Raw genomic sequence first — 17,322 nt, forward strand, 5'->3', positions numbered from 1 at the left:
ACAGCGTCCAGCCGGATCCTTGGGGTTTTGCGTTGCGGAAGCTTGCGTAGATCAGCTGCCAATTGACTGGCGCCGGACCTGGCACCGCGGTGGCAATGATCAATACGCGCCGGATCACCGACGGACAGTCTCGCCAACGCCTGCCGTTGCAGCCACATGGCTGCCTACACGCGGCAGGTCGTGAGCGGCGTGTCCCATGTTTCGCCGGGCATGGCAAATCATTTCGCAATTGCAGCAAGAGGCCGCATTGACAGTTAAGGGCCTCCGCGTGAGTGTGAACAGCGTTTACTTCTCTTATCGAGACCTGATATGCCCCGCACAAAAACCCCGACCGACCTCGTCATCACGCCGCGCAATCGACGCTTCAAGGATACGCCCGGACGCGGCCGCTGGTGGATGGGCGGCGATGCTGTGGCCACGGCCTGGCACAATGCTCTCTCCGTGACCTTTCCGGCCGGCGAGACCTTCTTCATCGAGAGTGTTCGCCGGTTCCAGAAGAGCGTTCCCGACGAACTCGCGGCCCAGATCAAGGACTTCGCACGCCAGGAAGCCTTCCATACGCGCGAGCACAATGCCTTCAACCAACGCGTCATCGACGATGGGTATGATGTCAGCGACGCACTGGCGACCGTCGAGGAAAGCCTCGCGCACGCCCGCGAAGGTCACCCGGTCGCCCAGCTCAGCATCACGGTCTCGCTGGAGCATTTCACCGCCATCTTCGCCCATCTCGCGCTGAAGGATGTGACTCTCTACGCCGATACCGATCGAGAATCGCAACGCATGTGGCTCTGGCATGCGATCGAGGAGGTCGAGCACAAGAGTGTCGCCTTCGACACCTATGCCCACATCATGCGCGATGTGAAACCGCTGAAACGCTGGGGCATCCGCTGCACCGTCTTTGCCCGTGTTTCCCGCGACTTTGTGTTCAAGCGCTGGCGCGAATGCCTCGCCCTGCTTGCCCAGGACGGTATTACAGGCCTGAAAGCACGATCGCGACTGGCCTGGTATCTGTGGGGCCGTCCCGGCGTTTTGCGCCGCGTCCTGCCAGCCTGGTTCGCCTATTTTCAGCCCGGTTTTCACCCCTGGCAGATCGATGATCGCCATCTGATCGCCGAGACAGAGGCCCGTCTCGACCTCGCAGAGCCTGTGGCGGCCGAGTAACCGCACATCCCAGCGCTGAAACGCAAATGGCCGCCCCGAGGGGCGGCCATCTTGTTTGCGCGATTTCCCGAAAGGAAATGGCGCGAGTGACGGGACTCGAACCCGCGACCTCCGGCGTGACAGGCCGGCGCTCTAACCAACTGAGCTACACCCGCGTAAGGCGTCTCGCCGAAGCGAGGTGCGTTGTTTATGAGCAGAGCGCGGTGCGGTCAAGCGGGTTTCAGCACGCTTTGCAGACCGATTGCAGATCGAATGCAGTCTACCCCTGTCGGACGGAAAAATGTCGCCGCGCCCAGCCGTCGGTCACGCGCAATGTGGCTACGATCAAAGCCTGGAGGTCCTCTGCGCTGATCACAAAGGGTGGCATGAGATAGATGATGTTGTTGAACGGGCGGACCCAGACACCGGCATCGACGAATTCCGCCTTCAGGACGTTCAGCTCGGGCAGGCTCGCCATCTCGATCACACCAATCGCGCCTTGCCAACGCACATTGACCACGCCGGGAATGTCCCGCGCCTGAGGTAAAAGGGCGGCGAACATCGATTCGATGGCATGGACCTGCGCAAGCCGCGGCTCGCGCTCGAACAGGTCGAGCGAGGCACTGGCGGCGGCGCAGGCGGCCGGATTGCCCATATAGGTAGGGCCGTGCATCAGGGCCTTGCCAGCATCCTCATCCCAGAAGGTTTCGAACAATCGCGTGGACGCAATTGCCGCCGCAAGCGGCAGGGTGCCGCCCGTCAGCGCCTTGGAGACCGTCATGATGTCGGGCGTGACACCGGCCTTCTCAGCGGCGAACAGCGTCCCCAGGCGACCAAAGCCGGTCATGATCTCGTCGAAGATCAGGGGCAGGCCGTGCTGATCGCACAAGGCACGCAGGGAGCGCAGCGTCTCGGCATCATGGAATCGCATCCCCCCGGCGCCTTGGACCAAGGGCTCAACAACCACCCCGGCCAGGTTTGGCGCCTGCTCCTCCATCAATGCAGCGAGGCTATCATGGCTTTGCTCATCAACCGGCAGATCTGCGATCACCTGACGCGCGATCGCGCCGGCAAACAGGGTGTGCATCCCCTCCTCCGGGTCACAGACCGACATGGTGGCCAGCGTGTCGCCATGATAACCACCGCGGAATGCGAGAAAGCGGGTCCGCCCGCGCTCGCCCCGATTGATGAAAGACTGAACCGCTATCTTCATCGCGATCTCGACCGAAACCGAACCGGACTCGCAAAAAAAGACATGGTTGAGATCACCGGGTGCGAGATCGGCCAGGCGACGCGCCAAAACCTCGGCCGGCTGATGCGTCAGACCGCCCAGCATGACGTGCGGCACGGCATCAAGCTGGGCCTTCACCGCCTGGATGATATGAGGGTGGCGGTAGCCATGGCAGACGGTCCACCAGGACGACACGCCATCGATGAGCTCACGCCCGTCCTCGAGGCGAATCCGCACGCCCTCAGCGCTTGCCACAGGCAGGCCCGGCGGCGTCGTTTTCATCTGGGCATAGGGCCGCCACAGCGCATGTTCGGCAGGCTCGAAGCTCAGCTTGTCTGCATCCTTGTTCATGTGGAGGCTTTAGCAGGCCACAATTCTGTGCGACAGGCTTTCTATGACATCCGCGCATGCTTCCCTTGATCGTTTCGCGGCCGGCAAGCTGGCCGGGCTCGACCGGCGCAATCTGCGACGCCATTTGCAGGAAACCCGTCCGCTTGGCGGTGCGCGCGTGGAGCGCAAGGGGCAGCGCCTCGTCAATGCCTGCTCCAATGACTATCTCGGCCTGGCGCAGCATCCCGACGTGATCGAGGCTGCCTGTACCGCCAGCCGCACTTATGGCGCCGGGTCAGGCGCTTCACGACTGGTCACGGGCGGGCATCCGCTCCTGTTCGAACTTGAGCGCCGCCTTGCGGCCTTCAAGCAGACCGAGGACTGCGTGATCTTCGGCTCGGGCTATCTGGCCAACCTCGCCATCACGCCCGCCCTGGCTGGTAAGGGCGACCTGGTCCTCGTCGATGCCCTCGCCCATGCCTGTCTCCATGCCGGTGCCCGCCTGTCCGGCGCACGCGTGGAAACTTTCAAACACAACGACATGACCGACCTGGCCGATCAGCTCAGCACCCTGCGCAGCTCACACCGTCGTGCCCTGATCCTCACCGATGGCGTTTTTTCGATGGATGGCGACCTGGCGCCGCTTCCCGACCTGCTTGCACTGGCCGAGCGACATGATGCCTGGGCATTGGTGGATGATGCACACGGCGTCGGCGTGATCGGCGAAGGCCGGGGCACCGCCCATGCCTTCACACCGCCGGCGCTGGCGCCCCTGCAAATGGGCACATTGTCAAAGGCGTTGGGAAGCTATGGTGGTTATGTCTGTGCCTCTCGATCCGTCTGTGAGTTACTGCGAACCCGCGCCCGCCCCCTCGTCTTCACGACCGCGCTGCCGCCGGCCTGCATCGCGGCGGCACTCGCCGCACTGGATCTGATCGAAAACGACCCCGCGCTGCGTGAGCGGCCGATGCTATTGGCGCAACGGTTTTGTCGATCCCTGGGCCTGGCCGCTCCGAGATCTCCCATCGTGCCGATCCTGATCGGCTCCGAGACCGCCGCCCTGCAAGCGTCTGCACAATTGGAGTCGGCTGGCTTTCTGGTCACGGCGATTCGGCCACCAACCGTGCCTCGCGGCACATCACGGCTGCGCATCACTTTCAGCGCGGCACAGGATGAAGCGGATGTGGATCGCCTCGCCCGGTCACTCAAGACAATCCTCCAAACTGCCGAGGCGGCCGAGTAATGCGTCCGCTCTTCATCACCGGAACCGGAACTGATATCGGCAAGACCCACATTTTGTGTGCCCTGATCAGCGCCTGGCGCGCCAACGGCAAGACAATGCGTGTGCTCAAGCCGGTCATTTCGGGCTTCGACCAGTCCGCGCTAAACGAGACCGACACGATCCGCCTGATGCGCGCGAATGACGATCCACTGACCGGTGAAGGCGTTCAGGCTGTCTCGCCTTGGCGCTTCAGGGCGCCGCTCTCGCCTGACCTGGCTGCCCGCAAGGAGCGTCGCGAACTTGCCCTCGACCGGATTGTCAGCTGGTGCCTCGATCACATTGACCGTGAAGTCCCGACGGTCATCGAAGGCGCCGGAGGTGTGATGTCACCCATCGCCTCGGACGGACTTAATCTCGACCTCATACGCGAGCTCGATGCCCGACCCGTGCTTGTCGCTGGCAGTTATCTTGGCACGATCTCGCATACGCTGACGGCCCTGCGCGTGCTGGACGGCCGCTGCACGGTGATCCTCAATGATCATCCGCAGAGCGAAACGCCGGTTGCCGAGACGGCCGCCACAATCAGCCGCTTCGCCTCGCGTGCCGATGTGCGTGTTTTCGATCCGGAGAACCCCGGCGCCCTGCTGGATCTGTTTGAAAGCGCCACTGACACGCTGCTCGACTAACAGCGTTACGTGATCAGGGAATGGTGGGCGGTGAGGGGCTCGAACCCCCGACCCTCTCGGTGTAAACGAGATGCTCTCCCAGCTGAGCTAACCGCCCGGTCCATACCGCCCGTTTTCCGGGCGAGGTGGCGCTTGTAATGCCTTGAGGGCCGCCCGCGCAAGCCCGTCTCACCGCCGCGCTGCAGCATCCCGGATGAAGGCACCTACTATCATCTCGATCTGGCTCATCGCCGCATCCATCGGCGAATCGTAGGATGCGTTGGGCAGAACAATCAGAACAATGCCATGCACCGCCGCCCATAGCGCCCGAGCCGCAGCTTCTCGCTGAGACTGGCCTTCCAGACCAGGCGCCGGTGCGAGCACATCGATGACGAGATTGAACAACTCGTCTTCGTATTGGGTGTAGTAGCGCGGCGCGGTTCCCGACTGACGCCGATTGAAAGTCAAGAGGGCCCGCCAGCGAGCGTCTTCCCGGGTGACGAAGTCGACATAGGCTCGTGCCAGAACCATCACGCGGCCATGAACATCGCTTTCATCCAGACCGGACTTGGCCAGCGCATCGCGGTGATGAGCCGCGAAGTCCCGGTAGGTCAGCATATTCAGCTCGCGCACCAGGTCGTCGATATCGCCGAACAGCTTGTAGATGGACCCGACACTGACCCCGGCCCGTTCGGCAATCGCCCGCGCTTTCATGCCCTTGAGGCCTTCTTCTGCGAGTAATTGGCCGGCGGCAGCCAGCGCTTGGGCGCGCGCTTCCGGTGCCAGCGCCGGGCGACCGCGAGGACGGGCTGAATCCTGAGTATCTGTCATCTTGTCCTGATACCTCCAGCCGCGCCTCCGAACAATGTTCATTATTCGGCCCGCCTGCCTGGTATCCCAAAGCCCAAACCTCGGATCCGCGACCTGCGTATCGACGCGAATACTGGATTTCCGCCACGGACCAACCGGCACCACAATCAGCCGCCCGCGCCAGAACATCAGGAAAGTAGCTGCTTGCGCGTACGGCTCGACAAACAAGCAACGCATTTCGCTCCAACGAACCGCTGTCTGGGATCATCAATCCCCCTCTCCGCCTATTCGGCAACCGAGACCTTGTCGATCGCGTCCATGGCATAGCAGCCCAGCAATTTGATCTCCCGGGTATGCGCTTCCAGCACGGACATGGATTCCTTGATCTTCCGGTCCTCGAGATGGCCCTCGACATCCATGATGAACATCTCTTCCCACGGGTTGCCGGCGATGGGACGGGACTCCAGCTTCACCAGATTGATTTCATTATCGCGAAACCCCAAAAGGGCATCGACCAGCGAGCCGGGCGTATCGCGCGTGGTGAACATCATTGAGGTCTTGCACTCAACCTCCCGGGTCGGAAGCTTCGACTTGCGGCCGATGACAATGAATCGCGTGATATTCTGTTCATGGTCGCCGACATTGCGTTCCAGAATATCCATCCCGAAGAGACGCGCAGCGTCTTCCCCGGCAACCGCGACAGCCGTGTCATCATCTTCCAGCAAGCGCTCCAGCGCCCGCGTCGTCGAGGCGGCCATATGGGTCTCCAGCTCGGGGTGTGACGCGATATAGCGTCGGCACTGCGCAAGCGCCTGGGGATGCCCGAAGACCCGGCGCACACGCCCCTGCCCGCTGGCCCGTCCGACCAGACAATGATCCACCCGCAACAGGAATTCCCCGATGATTTGGGTGTGGGAGTTGATGAGGATGTCATAGACCTCATTGATCGAACCGGTCGTGGTGTTCTCGATGGGGATGACACCGTAATCGACCTCGGCATTCTCGACCGCGCGGAAGATCGAGACGAAATCCCGTTTGGGTGAAGGGATAACCGTCGCATTGCGGCGCTGAAAGACTTTCTGGGCGGCGATATGGCTGTAGCTACCCGGTCCGCCGAGATAGGCGACACTGGCCTCGTTGAGCTCGTCATTGCGCATCGAGTCGAAATTCTCGCGCTGACGACGGATCGAAGCCTCGAACAGGGCATGGAAAAGGGTTTCCACGAGTTCAGGCGACACCCCCTTCTCGGCGCCACGTTCTATCGCGGCCCGCAAGACCTCTCGTTCCCGCTCACGGTCACGGACCGGACTACCAGACCGCGCTTTCTCCTTGAGGATTTCCTCCACAAGATCCGAGCGCCGGGCGATGGCATCGATCAATTCCCGATCAATCTCGCTGATCGCACTGCGGATATCCTCCCGCGTCATTTCCGTGGTCATACCGGTCGTCCCTTCACACAATAAAAAAGGCCTCCCCGTGGGGGAGGCCCTGGTTCCGCTGCGCTTTCACACAAGCTAGCCGGCCACCGCCCCCACCGAGGTTGCGTTGGTAAAATAGGCCGCAAAGAAATACGTCGCGCTTGTCATGGTGATGAGAGTGGCCGGAGGCCGCCGCACGGTCAATGCACTTTGTGCGCGCCAGTCGGAATATTTTGCACAAAAATGGCCGGAGAAAACGTCTCCGGCCAAGATTGTTTCAAATGAAACGACTTTCAGCGCCTAATGCGCAATCGGCTGCCCACTGGCATCAGGACCCTGCTGCGCCGCCATGGCGGCCAGGGCGGCCTCGTCAGCCTCGGTCCATTCCACCGGCTCAACCGGTTCGACGAGGGCCCGCATCAGCACCTCATCCGCCGTCTCGACCGGGATGATCTCCATCCCCTCTTTGACATTGTCCGGGATCTCGGCGAGATCCTTTTCATTGTCCTTGGGTATGAGAACGGTCTTCACACCGCCGCGCAGGGCCGCCAGAAGCTTCTCCTTGAGGCCACCGATCGGCAGGACGCGGCCCCGCAAAGTGATCTCACCGGTCATGGCGATATCCTTGCGCACGGGAATACCGGTCAGCACCGAGACAATCGCCGTCATCATGCCGACACCGGCGGAAGGGCCGTCCTTCGGCGTCGCGCCCTCGGGCATGTGGACGTGGATGTCAGCAGCCCGGAAAATCGTCGGCTTGATACCCAGTGACGGGGCACGCGATTGCACGAAGGAATTGGCCGCCGAGATCGACTCCTTCATCACATCGCGCAGATTGCCGGTGACCATCATCTTGCCACGGCCCGGCATGCGGACCGCTTCAATGGTCAAAAGGTCACCGCCAACCTCGGTCCAGGCCAGACCGGTGACGATTCCGATCTGATCGTGATCCTCGGTTTCGCCGAAGCGGTGCTTTCGCACGCCGGCAAACTCACCGAGATTGTCCGGCGTGATCGTGACGGAACTGGCCTTCCCGGTCTCCAAACGAACCACGGACTTTCGAGCCAGATTGGCAATCTCTCGCTCGAGGCTGCGAACGCCGGCTTCCCGCGTGTAGTAGCGGATCAGGTCCCGCAGCCCGTCCTCGGTCAGGGACCATTCGCTCTCCTTGAGCGCATGGTTTTTCATCTGCTTGGGCAGAAGGTGACGCTTGGCGATTTCGACCTTCTCATCCTCGGTATAGCCGGCGATCCGGATGATCTCCATCCGGTCGAGAAGCGGCTGCGGTAGGTTGAGCGTATTGGCCGTGGTCACGAACATGATGTCGGACAGATCGTAATCGACCTCGAGATAATGATCGTTGAAATTGGCGTTCTGTTCCGGATCCAGGACTTCCAGCAGGGCCGACGCCGGATCACCGCGATAATCGGCGCCAAGCTTGTCGATTTCATCGAGCAGGAAGAGCGGGTTGGATGAATTGACCTTCTTCATCGACTGGATGATGCGGCCCGGCATGGAGCCGATATAGGTCCGGCGGTGCCCGCGGATCTCCGCCTCGTCGCGCACTCCACCGAGCGACATGCGCACGAAATCACGGCCGGTCGCCTTGGCAATCGAGCGACCCAGCGAGGTTTTGCCGACGCCGGGCGGTCCGACCAGGCAGAGGATCGGGCCCTTGAGCTTTCGGGTCCGCGCCTGCACAGCAAGATGCTCGAGGATGCGCTCCTTGACCTTCTCGAGCCCGTAATGATCGGACTCCAGGATGTTTTCAGCGCGATCGAGATCATTCTTGAGGCGCTTGCGCTTGCCCCACGGGACCGAGAGGATCCAGTCGAGATAATTGCGCACGACGGTCGCCTCGGCGGACATCGGGCTCATATTGCGCAGCTTCTTGAATTCGGCATCCGCCTTGGTGCGCGCTTCCTTGGAGAGCTTGGCCTCGGCCAGCTTCTCTTCCAGCTCGGCCAGCTCCTCGCGGCTGTCATCGGTCTCCCCGAGCTCGCGCTGGATCGCCTTCATCTGCTCATTGAGATAGTATTCGCGCTGGGTCTTTTCCATCTGGCGCTTCACGCGCGAACGGATCTTCTTTTCGACCTGCAACACGCCGATCTCGCCTTCCATCAATCCGAGAATGCGCTCGAGACGGCGATTGACGTCCGGCTCTTCAAGCAGCGACTGCTTTTCCTCAATCTTCACCGCCAAATGGGCGGAAATGGAATCGGCCAGCTTGCGCGGCTCGCGGATTTGCGACAGCGAGGCCAGGGCTTCGGGCGGGACCTTCTTGTTCAGTTTCACATAGTCGTCGAACTTCGCCGACACAGTCCGCATAAGCGCTTCCAGCTCGGACGCGTCGCCCGGGTCTTCATCGACCACGGTGCAGACAGCCTCGTAATAATCTTCCCGCTCTGTATAGCCGCCAATTTCGACGCGCACGCCGCCTTCGACAAGCACCTTGACGGTGCCGTCAGGCAGTTTCAGCAATTGCAAAACTGACGCGATCACACCTGTCGTATGAATCGCATCGGCGGCGGGTTCATCATCCGAGGCGGTTCGTTGGGTGGCCAGCAGAATCTGCTTGTCGGCCTTCATCACCTCCTCCAGCGCCTTGACCGATTTCTCACGCCCGACGAAGAGCGGGACGATCATGTGCGGAAACACGACAATGTCGCGCAGAGGCAGAAGGGGAAGTGTCTTCGTGGTGGACATGCTTGCTCCATTCGCGCTCACCGGAGGGGGCGCGTGCAGACCTTGATACAGATCGTGACTCTAATCGGATGACTCCGGGCCTGCATGAATAACATGCAGCCCGGTCATCCAGCTTACCTCAAGAGGTGGCGACGCGACCCAGAAAGGTCAAGCACCCTCCCGCTTGTCATCCTTGCGCTCGGCATAGATGGACAGCGGTTTGGCATTGCCCTCGACCACTTCGCCATTGACGACGATTTCCTCGACGCCTTCGAGGCTTGGCAGGTCAAACATGGTTTCCAGAAGGATGCCTTCCATGATCGACCGCAGTCCGCGCGCACCGGTCTTGCGGGCGATGGCCCGATTGGCGATGCCCTTGAGGGCGTCCTCTGTAAAGGTCAGGCCGACGCCTTCCATCTCGAACAGACGCTGATACTGCTTCACGAGCGCATTCTTCGGCTCGGTCAGGATCTGCACCAGGGCGCCGACATCGAGGTCTTCCAAGGTCGCGATGACCGGGAGTCGACCAACGAATTCCGGAATCAGGCCGAAACGCAGCAGGTCATCCGGCTCGACTTCGCGCAGGATTTCACCGGTGCGACGGGCATCGGGTTCACGCACATCGGCACCAAAGCCGATGGCCGAACCCTGCCCACGCTGTGAGATCACCTTGTCGAGACCGGCAAAGGCGCCGCCGACGACGAAGAGGATATTGGTCGTATCCACTTGCAGGAATTCCTGCTGCGGATGCTTGCGACCGCCTTGTGGCGGCACGGAGGCAACCGTGCCCTCCATGATCTTCAAAAGCGCTTGCTGCACGCCCTCACCCGACACATCGCGCGTTATGGACGGATTGTCGGATTTGCGCGAAATCTTGTCGATCTCGTCGATATAGACGATGCCGCGCTGGGCCCGCTCGACATTGTAGTCCGCCGACTGGAGCAATTTGAGAACGATATTCTCGACATCCTCACCGACATAACCAGCTTCGGTCAGCGTGGTCGCATCGGCCATGGTGAAAGGCACATCGAGGATGCGGGCGAGCGTCTGCGCAAGCAGCGTCTTGCCGCAACCGGTCGGGCCGATCAGCAGGATATTCGACTTGGCCAGTTCCACATCCGCATTCTGGGAGGCGTGATTGAGACGCTTGTAGTGATTGTGCACAGCCACCGCGAGCACGCGCTTGGCATGCGACTGGCCGATGACATAGTCGTTGAGAACGTTGAAGATTTCCTGCGGTGAAGGCACACCTTCCTTGGACTTCACCAGGGAGGATTTATTCTCCTCGCGAATAATGTCCATGCAGAGCTCGACGCATTCATCACAGATGAACACCGTCGGGCCGGCGATCAGTTTGCGAACCTCATGCTGGCTCTTTCCGCAAAAAGAGCAGTAGAGAGTGTTCTTCGACTCGCTGTCTCCGCCCGTCGTCTTACTCATGACCGCTCCATTTCAACCCGCCGGCATCGGAACAATACCGGCTTTCGCTTACGACCTCGTGCAAAATCAAGGCCGAACTTTAGCGAAAGGTTTCTGTCGCTGCGCATTCGATCACATGGATGCAGTCCCGATCAAGCATCAAGCCTGCATCCCGATGAGCCGCTAGCTGTCAGAACCTTCCTTCTCGTCGTCATTGCGACGCTCAATAACCTTGTCGATCAGACCGAATTCCAGCCCTTCTTCCGCGGACATGAAATTGTCGCGGTCGAGCGCGGACTCAATCTCGTCATACTTGCGACCGGTGTGGTGCACGTAAATCTCGTTGAGGCGACGCTTTATCTTCTGGATGTCCGCCGCATGACGCTCGATGTCCGACGCCTGGCCACGGAAACCGCCGGACGGCTGGTGCACCATGATGCGGGCATTCGGCGCCGCAAAGCGCATGTCCTTCTCGCCCGCGGTCAACAGCAGGGAGCCCATCGAGGCTGCCATGCCGAGGCACATGGTCGAGACCGGCGAGCGGATATACTGCATGGTGTCATAAATGCCGAGACCGGCTGAAACCACGCCGCCCGGCGAGTTGATATACATCGAGATCTCTTTCTTCGGGTTCTCGGACTCGAGGAAGAGAAGCTGGGCGATGATCAGGCTCGCCATGTGATCCTCAATCGGACCGGTGACGAAGATGATGCGCTCCTTGAGCAGCCGCGAATAGATGTCGAAAGAGCGCTCGCCGCGGCTTGTCTGCTCGACGACGATCGGAACCAGATTCATCATTACGTCCTGGGGATCATGCATATCGCGCTCCTTGGGGTGACGGCGCCGGGATCGGGCCGATTCTCATCAGACGGGATAATCGAACTATTGCGGGCGTCGAAGTTGTAGGCAAGGCGCACGCTGCAGCCAGACCTGCCAATTCATCCCGAAACGAAAAGCGCCGGCGCTGAATAAGCGCCGGCGCTGTCTCATTGCGAAACGCGTGTGAACTACGCGTCCTTCTTCGCAGCCGCCTTCTTGGCCGGAGCCTTCTTGGCAGGCGCCTTCTTCGCGGTCGGCTTCTTCGCGGCGGCCGTATCGTCTTTCTTGGCAGCGGCTTTCTTCGCCGGAGCTTTTTTCTTCGCCGCCGGCTTGGTCTCGGCAGCCGCCTCGTCTTTCTTGGCAGCAGCCTTCTTGGCCGGAGCCTTCTTCTTGGCAGCAGCCTTCTTGGCCGGCTTGGCCGGAGCGTCGTCCTCGTCCGCGTAGAGTGCGTCCCTGGAAACCTTGGTCTCGGTCACTTCCGCCAGCTCGAGGATGTAGTCGACGACTTTTTCCTCATAGATCGGCGCGCGCATCTGGGCCACGGCATTCGGGTTCTTCTGATAGAACTCGACGACCTGACGCTCCTGGCCCGGATACTTCACCGCTTCCTGGTTGATGGCGCGGGACAGTTCTTCCTGGGTCACATCGATATTGTTGCGGCGACCGATCTCGGCCAGCACGAGGCCCAGACGGACACGGCGCTCGGCAATCTCGCGATACTCGCCCTTGAGCTCGTCTTCCGACTTGTTCTTGTCTTCTTCTTCGAGGTGATCGTGCTCGATGGCATGAGCCACTTCGCGCCAGATATTCTCGAACTCGGCCTCGACCATTTTCGGCGGCAGGTCGAATTTGTGCTCGGCGTCCAGCTTGTCGAGGAGGTCACGCTTGACCTTCATGCGCGACTGCTGGGCATGCTCGCCCTCGAAACGCTTGCTCAGCGCCTCTTTCAGGCTATCGAGATTCTCCAGACCCAGGCGCTTGGCCAGCTCGTCATCGACCTTGGCGTCCTCCGGGGATTCGAGACCCTTTACGGTCACCTCGAACACGGCAGCCTTACCGGCCAGTTGCTCGGCCTGGTAGTTTTCCGGGAAGGTGACATTGAGCTCGCGCTCCTCACCGACCTTGGCGCCCAAAAGCTGATCTTCAAAGCCCGGGATAAAGGCACCATCGCCGATGGCAACGCGCGCATCTTCGGCCGAACCGCCTTCGAACGCTTCGCCGTCAAGCTTGCCGACGAAATCAATAACGACGACATCGCCATCTTCCGCCTTGGCATTCTTGCCGCCCTTCTTGGCCGCAAACTCCCGGCTTTCATTGGCCAGACGCTCGAGCGCCTCATTGACTTCAGCGTCCTCGACCTCGGCGACCGGACGGGTCACCGACAGCTTGGCCGGATCAGCCGGCTCGAAATCAGGCATGATTTCTAGGGCGATCTCGAAGACAAAGTCGGCCTTGCCACCGAGCACGTCCTTGGCTTCGCTGGTCACCGAGATATCGGGCTGCGATGCCGGGCGAAGCTTTTTCTCGTCGAGTGTCTTCTGCGTGGTCTCCGGAACCAGCTCATTGAGCAGGTCGCCCATGATGCTTTCGCCGAACATCTTGCGGATGTGGCTGGTCGGCACCTTGCCCGGGCGGAAACCCTTCAGGCGGACTTCCGGGCGAATCTCTTCGATCTTCGCAGACAGGCGAGCTTGCAGATCATCAGCCGGGATGACGATCTCATAGGTGCGGCTCAAGCCTTCGGAGGCTTTCTCGATGACGTTCATGGGTTAGCCTTAGATGTTCAAACAGACGGGCGGTCAGAAACCGCGTGCAAAATCGAGCGCGCGTTATGTCACGGGGATTCGGCGTAGGCAACGCTGCGCAGCGGTTCAGCCGCACAGGACAGCAGAGTTTGCAGCCACTGATGCGCCAGGACGGACCCTGCACGCGACGCCCGGGTAAGGAAAGGGCCCGACGGCATTGGCCCGCCACCCAAAGCCCAAAGGGCAAAGGGTGGTGCGGATGGAGGGACTCGAACCCCCACGCCTCTCGGCACCAGAACCTAAATCTGGCGCGTCTACCAGTTCCGCCACATCCGCAGGCCGGGCGCGCGTTATGGCGCGGCTTTTCAGGTCAGGCAAGACCGAGCTACAACGCACTGCATTCCGCCCTGTCCGGCACGCGCTACGGTCAATTGGGCCTTAAACATTCATCGGCAGACTACCGTCCAGCATTCCAGGCACGGGCATACATGACGGCGGACCTCAAGACATTCATCAAACGGGCCATGGCGCGCGGCGAACGCATTGATGTCGGGCAGTTTCGCCTGGTCAATCTGGCGGCGGTGCGGGAAAAGGCCGGCGATCACTGGCCAAGCGCCAAGAAAAAAGTCTTCGCGGCCGGGACCCAATTCCTGGCCAAACGCCTGTCCGATGATGATGCCGTCATTCCCTGCGAGGAAGGCTTTCTGGTCCTTTTCGCCGAGGCACCGGACGACCCGGCGACCTTTCTGGCCGAACTGGGCGAGGCGCTAATGGCCTTCTTCCTCGGGGCAACGGAAACCGCGGCACTGGGCATAGAAAGCGCGGCAAGCCGGGTCGCGGCCGACGAAATTACACAGCTGGCCACGGCGAGCACGACCCCACCATCGAGCAGTACCAGCGCGCCGGACAAGACGTCCTCCACCGCCTCGCCCTTGCCGCGCAGCCGACCGGTTGCGGAGTGCGAGGACGGCGATGTGCTGGCCCATTACCGGCCACTCTGGGATGCCCAGAAGCAGAGCATTGCCATCAATGCCGCGCTGGCCAAGGTCGTGGTCGGCGGTCGGGCGCTCGAAGGGCGGCGCGCGATCTCGACCGGGATGTCAAAGGTCAGCCACTTCGATCTGGACGCCTGCGCGCTGGACACGGCGATCGCCATGATGACCGCCCTCGCCCGCAAGCAAAAGCGCATCACGCTTCGCATCGCCCTTCATGCCAGCTGCTGGTCGGACCGCGACCACAGGGCGGCGTTGAGCGCCCGCATCGAGGCTCTGCCCGAACCGGCGCGGAAATCGCTTCTGGTGCGGATTGACGGATTGACGGATCAACCACAAAAACAGGCGATGGCTCTCGCCGAACTGGGCCAGCTGGGCGTCGGGCTGATGGCGGAGATCCCGTTCGGAGCGACCGAACTGGACGCCTTCTCCGGGTGTTCGGTCAGTCTTTTCTCCTGCGCCTCACCCGCACCGAGCAATGCCAATTCGGAAGGCATGATGGACCATGACGCCCGTGCGCTGAATCTGATGGTCAAGGCTGCGGCCGCGCACTCGGCCGCAACGTATATGCACGATGTGCGTGACCTTCTGGTGCTGAAGGCCGCCATGGCCAGTGGCGTGCGCTTCTTTTCCGGCCAGAGCGTTGTGCCGGATCGGACCGCCCCGGCTCCCGGCCAACCCCTCTCCATGGTGGACCTCTACCGCATGCACAAAGCTGCCTAGACGCACGGACACTGCCTGCCGATAGTGCAGGCATGAGCCAGACCGAAGACCGTTCCGCTTTTGATTGGGAAGCCCGCTTCCAGAATGATGACACACCTTGGGAACGCCCGGGTCTGCATCCAGCAGCCGAGGCCTGGCTGGCCCGCGGCGTCCTGGCGCGCGGACAGTCTGTGGTCATTCCGGGTTGTGGTCGGTGCGCGGAAGTCGCGGCCTTCGCACGCGCAGGCCTGAAAGTGACCGCCGCCGATCTGTCAGACACAGCGATTGCCTGGCAGAAGGCCAAAATCCGGGACGAACAGCTGTCCTGCGAGTATTTCGAGGGCGACATCCTGCGCTCCGACGACCAGCGCTGGTGCCCGGACGTCCCGGTCGACCGGGTCTATGACCAGACCTTTCTGTGCGCTATCCATCCGCGGCTTCGCGAGCAATATGCCTATGCCCTGGCCAATCTCTGGCTCAAATCGGGCGGGCAATTACTCGCCCTCTTCATGCAGAAGGATGAGCGCGGCGGGCCACCCTTTGGCTGCTCGCTCGATGCAATGCGAGACCTGTTTAGCGATACCGACTGGATCTGGCCGGACCCGAACGAGTTCCAAGCCTGGCCCCACCCTAATCTGAATGGCAAGCCAGAACTCGCCGCCGTCCTGACCCGGCGCTAAGGCGTGTCCTGAGCGGCGGCCGGATCGGTTACCGGCGCCCGCCGCTTTCGTTGCTTTCCGTGCTTTGCGGTCATCGGAGCCCGGGTGAGCACAAAGACCGCGGCGGCGACCCCGGCGATGATGTTGGCAAATGCCACGCCCCAGATAACCCCGTTCGGCGCATCCATCAGATGAGCGCCGATAACCACGGCGGGGATCATCAAGCCCAGCGCTCGCGACGCGGTGATGACCATGCCGTGCGCCGGTCGCCCCAGCCCGTTGAAGCCAGCCGATGCGGCAATTGTAATGCCATAGCCCGCGATGGTCAGCGGCACGATCCGCCAATAGGCGATCGCCGTCGATTGACCGGCCTCACTGGGCAGAAAGGCCGCTGCGAGCCAAGGCGCTGTGACCCAGAGTATCGCGGCAATGGACAGGCTCCAGCCCATGCAGAATAGAAAGCTGGACCGGAAGGCTTCACGGACCCGGTCAAGCCGGTCCGCGCCACCATTCTGGCCGGTCACGGCGCCGATACAGGCCGATAGCGCAAAGAGCGGAACAATGGCGAACGCCTCGATCCGGCCGGCCACGCCGAGCCCGCCGACCGCAGCATCACCGAAACGCGCCATGGCAAGACCGGACATGGCCACCGTCATCGCCAGCGGATTAAAGACGTTGGACAGGCAGGCCGGCGCCCCGACACGCGCGACATCGAGCCAGTGGTGCCAGACCTCACCCAGGTCTTCCGGCTTGAAATCGATCAGCTTTTCCTTAACGCCCAGATACCAGGCCACCATCAAAAAGGTCACGGCATTGGCCGCGACCGTCGCCAAGGCCGCACCGGACACGCCCCAGCCCAGGCCGGGGAAAAGGCCGAAGACATCGTCGAGGATAAAGATCGGATCGAGGATGAGATTGACGAAGGCCGCCGCAATCATCATCAGGCTTGGTACCAACGCATTGCCGAGCGCGCGCAGGATGTTGCCGGCGACCATGGGACCGACAATCAGCACGATTCCGGCAAACCAGACCGTCATGTAGTCGACCACATGCGGCAGCATGGTCTCGCTAGCGCCGAGACCGCGAAAGATCGGCTCGACGAAGATCACGCCCAGAAGCGACACGCTGCCGACAGACAGCAGCGCCAGGCTCATAGCATCGGTGGAAATCCGGGCAAGGGTCGAGGTGCCGTCCTTGCGCCCGGCGGCCCGGGAAACCGCCGAGACCGCGCCGGCGCCAAGCCCGATAGAGACACTCATCACCAGCATGGTGACGGGGAAACTCATCTGCACGGCCGCCTGCTGGGCCGTACCCAGCGTGCCAACCCAATAGGTATCAACAATACCGACCAGCATCATGGCCAGAATGCCGAAACTCATTGGCATGATCATGCGCAGGATATGCCCGAAAATCGGACCTTCCGTCATATCGTGTGCTGCCCGTCCCGCCATACGCGTCCCCTCTTCACTCACAGACGAGCATAGA

At 61.5% G+C, this 17,322-nt stretch carries 13 protein-coding genes and 3 tRNA genes; 5 read left to right on the forward strand and 11 right to left on the reverse strand.

Features of this window, described 5'->3' with window-relative positions:
• The first annotated feature begins 309 nt into the window (after window positions 1-309).
• Window positions 310-1,161 carry a metal-dependent hydrolase gene (locus Q0X62_RS14965; RefSeq protein ID WP_297737664.1) on the forward strand — a complete coding sequence of 284 codons (852 nt, stop codon included), beginning with the start codon at window positions 310-312 and terminating at the stop codon, window positions 1,159-1,161.
• A 78-nt stretch (window positions 1,162-1,239) separates the two neighbouring features.
• On the opposite strand, the gene Q0X62_RS14970 is transcribed toward Q0X62_RS14965, so the two are convergent.
• Window positions 1,240-1,316 (reverse strand) — tRNA-Asp (locus tag Q0X62_RS14970).
• Between the two features lie 104 nt (window positions 1,317-1,420).
• Entirely contained in the window at window positions 1,421-2,722 is a 1,302-nt protein-coding gene (locus tag Q0X62_RS14975) for an adenosylmethionine--8-amino-7-oxononanoate transaminase (protein WP_297737668.1), read from the reverse strand.
• A 43-nt stretch (window positions 2,723-2,765) separates the two neighbouring features.
• On the opposite strand from Q0X62_RS14975, the gene bioF reads away from it, so the two are divergent.
• Together bioF and bioD are read left to right on the forward strand one after the other, a co-directional pair.
• Window positions 2,766-3,944, forward strand: coding sequence for an 8-amino-7-oxononanoate synthase (gene bioF / locus Q0X62_RS14980; RefSeq protein WP_297737670.1), 1,179 nt, complete (start codon window positions 2,766-2,768; stop codon window positions 3,942-3,944).
• Window positions 3,944-4,609, forward strand: coding sequence for a dethiobiotin synthase (bioD, locus tag Q0X62_RS14985; protein ID WP_297737673.1), 666 nt, complete (start codon window positions 3,944-3,946; stop codon window positions 4,607-4,609). Before bioF ends, bioD begins: the two co-directional genes overlap by 1 nt.
• A 21-nt stretch (window positions 4,610-4,630) precedes the next feature.
• Here bioD and Q0X62_RS14990 read toward each other — a convergent pair.
• The 8 genes from Q0X62_RS14990 to Q0X62_RS15025 form a co-directional block, all read right to left on the reverse strand.
• Window positions 4,631-4,706: transfer RNA gene (locus Q0X62_RS14990), tRNA-Val, on the reverse strand.
• A 71-nt stretch (window positions 4,707-4,777) separates the two neighbouring features.
• Window positions 4,778-5,419 (reverse strand): TetR/AcrR family transcriptional regulator, encoded by a 642-nt coding sequence (locus Q0X62_RS14995; RefSeq protein WP_297737676.1) that lies wholly within the window; start codon window positions 5,417-5,419, stop codon window positions 4,778-4,780.
• Between the two features lie 263 nt (window positions 5,420-5,682).
• Window positions 5,683-6,837, reverse strand: a complete 1,155-nt coding sequence (gene pheA / locus Q0X62_RS15000; RefSeq protein ID WP_297737680.1) for a prephenate dehydratase — start codon at window positions 6,835-6,837, stop codon at window positions 5,683-5,685.
• Window positions 6,838-7,116: 279 nt separating this feature from the next.
• Complete coding sequence (lon, locus tag Q0X62_RS15005) at window positions 7,117-9,522, reverse strand: endopeptidase La (protein WP_297737682.1); 2,406 nt, start codon at window positions 9,520-9,522, stop codon at window positions 7,117-7,119.
• A 147-nt stretch (window positions 9,523-9,669) separates the two neighbouring features.
• Entirely contained in the window at window positions 9,670-10,941 is a 1,272-nt protein-coding gene (clpX, locus tag Q0X62_RS15010; protein WP_297737685.1) for an ATP-dependent Clp protease ATP-binding subunit ClpX, read from the reverse strand.
• 162 nt (window positions 10,942-11,103) lie between these two features.
• Window positions 11,104-11,739 carry an ATP-dependent Clp protease proteolytic subunit gene (locus tag Q0X62_RS15015; RefSeq protein WP_297737687.1) on the reverse strand — a complete coding sequence of 212 codons (636 nt, stop codon included), beginning with the start codon at window positions 11,737-11,739 and terminating at the stop codon, window positions 11,104-11,106.
• 188 nt (window positions 11,740-11,927) lie between these two features.
• Window positions 11,928-13,505 carry a trigger factor gene (tig, locus tag Q0X62_RS15020; RefSeq protein WP_297737691.1) on the reverse strand — a complete coding sequence of 526 codons (1,578 nt, stop codon included), beginning with the start codon at window positions 13,503-13,505 and terminating at the stop codon, window positions 11,928-11,930.
• A gap of 230 nt (window positions 13,506-13,735) precedes the next feature.
• Window positions 13,736-13,820 (reverse strand) — tRNA-Leu (locus Q0X62_RS15025).
• A 152-nt stretch (window positions 13,821-13,972) separates the two neighbouring features.
• Between Q0X62_RS15025 and Q0X62_RS15030 the strand changes: the two genes are divergently transcribed.
• Together Q0X62_RS15030 and Q0X62_RS15035 are read left to right on the forward strand one after the other, a co-directional pair.
• Window positions 13,973-15,199, forward strand: coding sequence for a hypothetical protein (locus Q0X62_RS15030; protein ID WP_297737696.1), 1,227 nt, complete (start codon window positions 13,973-13,975; stop codon window positions 15,197-15,199).
• A 32-nt stretch (window positions 15,200-15,231) separates the two neighbouring features.
• Window positions 15,232-15,858, forward strand: a complete 627-nt coding sequence (locus Q0X62_RS15035) for a methyltransferase domain-containing protein (RefSeq protein WP_297737699.1) — start codon at window positions 15,232-15,234, stop codon at window positions 15,856-15,858.
• Here the strand turns inward: Q0X62_RS15035 and Q0X62_RS15040 are convergent.
• Complete coding sequence (locus tag Q0X62_RS15040; protein ID WP_297737703.1) at window positions 15,855-17,264, reverse strand: MATE family efflux transporter; 1,410 nt, start codon at window positions 17,262-17,264, stop codon at window positions 15,855-15,857. The genes Q0X62_RS15035 and Q0X62_RS15040 overlap by 4 nt on opposite strands.
• Window positions 17,265-17,322: the final 58 nt, after the last annotated feature.

This window comes from uncultured Maricaulis sp., assembly GCF_947259345.1.
GTDB lineage: Bacteria > Pseudomonadota > Alphaproteobacteria > Caulobacterales > Maricaulaceae > Maricaulis.

Coding starts and splice junctions, on each gene's coding strand:
- Q0X62_RS14965 (WP_297737664.1), top strand. CDS start 310: ATGCCCCGCACAAAAACCCCGACCGACCTCGTCATCACGCCGCGCAAT.
- Q0X62_RS14975 (WP_297737668.1), bottom strand. CDS start 2,722: ATGAACAAGGATGCAGACAAGCTGAGCTTCGAGCCTGCCGAACATGCG.
- bioF (WP_297737670.1), top strand. CDS start 2,766: ATGACATCCGCGCATGCTTCCCTTGATCGTTTCGCGGCCGGCAAGCTG.
- bioD (WP_297737673.1), top strand. CDS start 3,944: ATGCGTCCGCTCTTCATCACCGGAACCGGAACTGATATCGGCAAGACC.
- Q0X62_RS14995 (WP_297737676.1), bottom strand. CDS start 5,419: ATGACAGATACTCAGGATTCAGCCCGTCCTCGCGGTCGCCCGGCGCTG.
- pheA (WP_297737680.1), bottom strand. CDS start 6,837: ATGACCACGGAAATGACGCGGGAGGATATCCGCAGTGCGATCAGCGAG.
- lon (WP_297737682.1), bottom strand. CDS start 9,522: ATGTCCACCACGAAGACACTTCCCCTTCTGCCTCTGCGCGACATTGTC.
- clpX (WP_297737685.1), bottom strand. CDS start 10,941: ATGAGTAAGACGACGGGCGGAGACAGCGAGTCGAAGAACACTCTCTAC.
- Q0X62_RS15015 (WP_297737687.1), bottom strand. CDS start 11,739: ATGCATGATCCCCAGGACGTAATGATGAATCTGGTTCCGATCGTCGTC.
- tig (WP_297737691.1), bottom strand. CDS start 13,505: ATGAACGTCATCGAGAAAGCCTCCGAAGGCTTGAGCCGCACCTATGAG.
- Q0X62_RS15030 (WP_297737696.1), top strand. CDS start 13,973: ATGACGGCGGACCTCAAGACATTCATCAAACGGGCCATGGCGCGCGGC.
- Q0X62_RS15035 (WP_297737699.1), top strand. CDS start 15,232: ATGAGCCAGACCGAAGACCGTTCCGCTTTTGATTGGGAAGCCCGCTTC.
- Q0X62_RS15040 (WP_297737703.1), bottom strand. CDS start 17,264: ATGACGGAAGGTCCGATTTTCGGGCATATCCTGCGCATGATCATGCCA.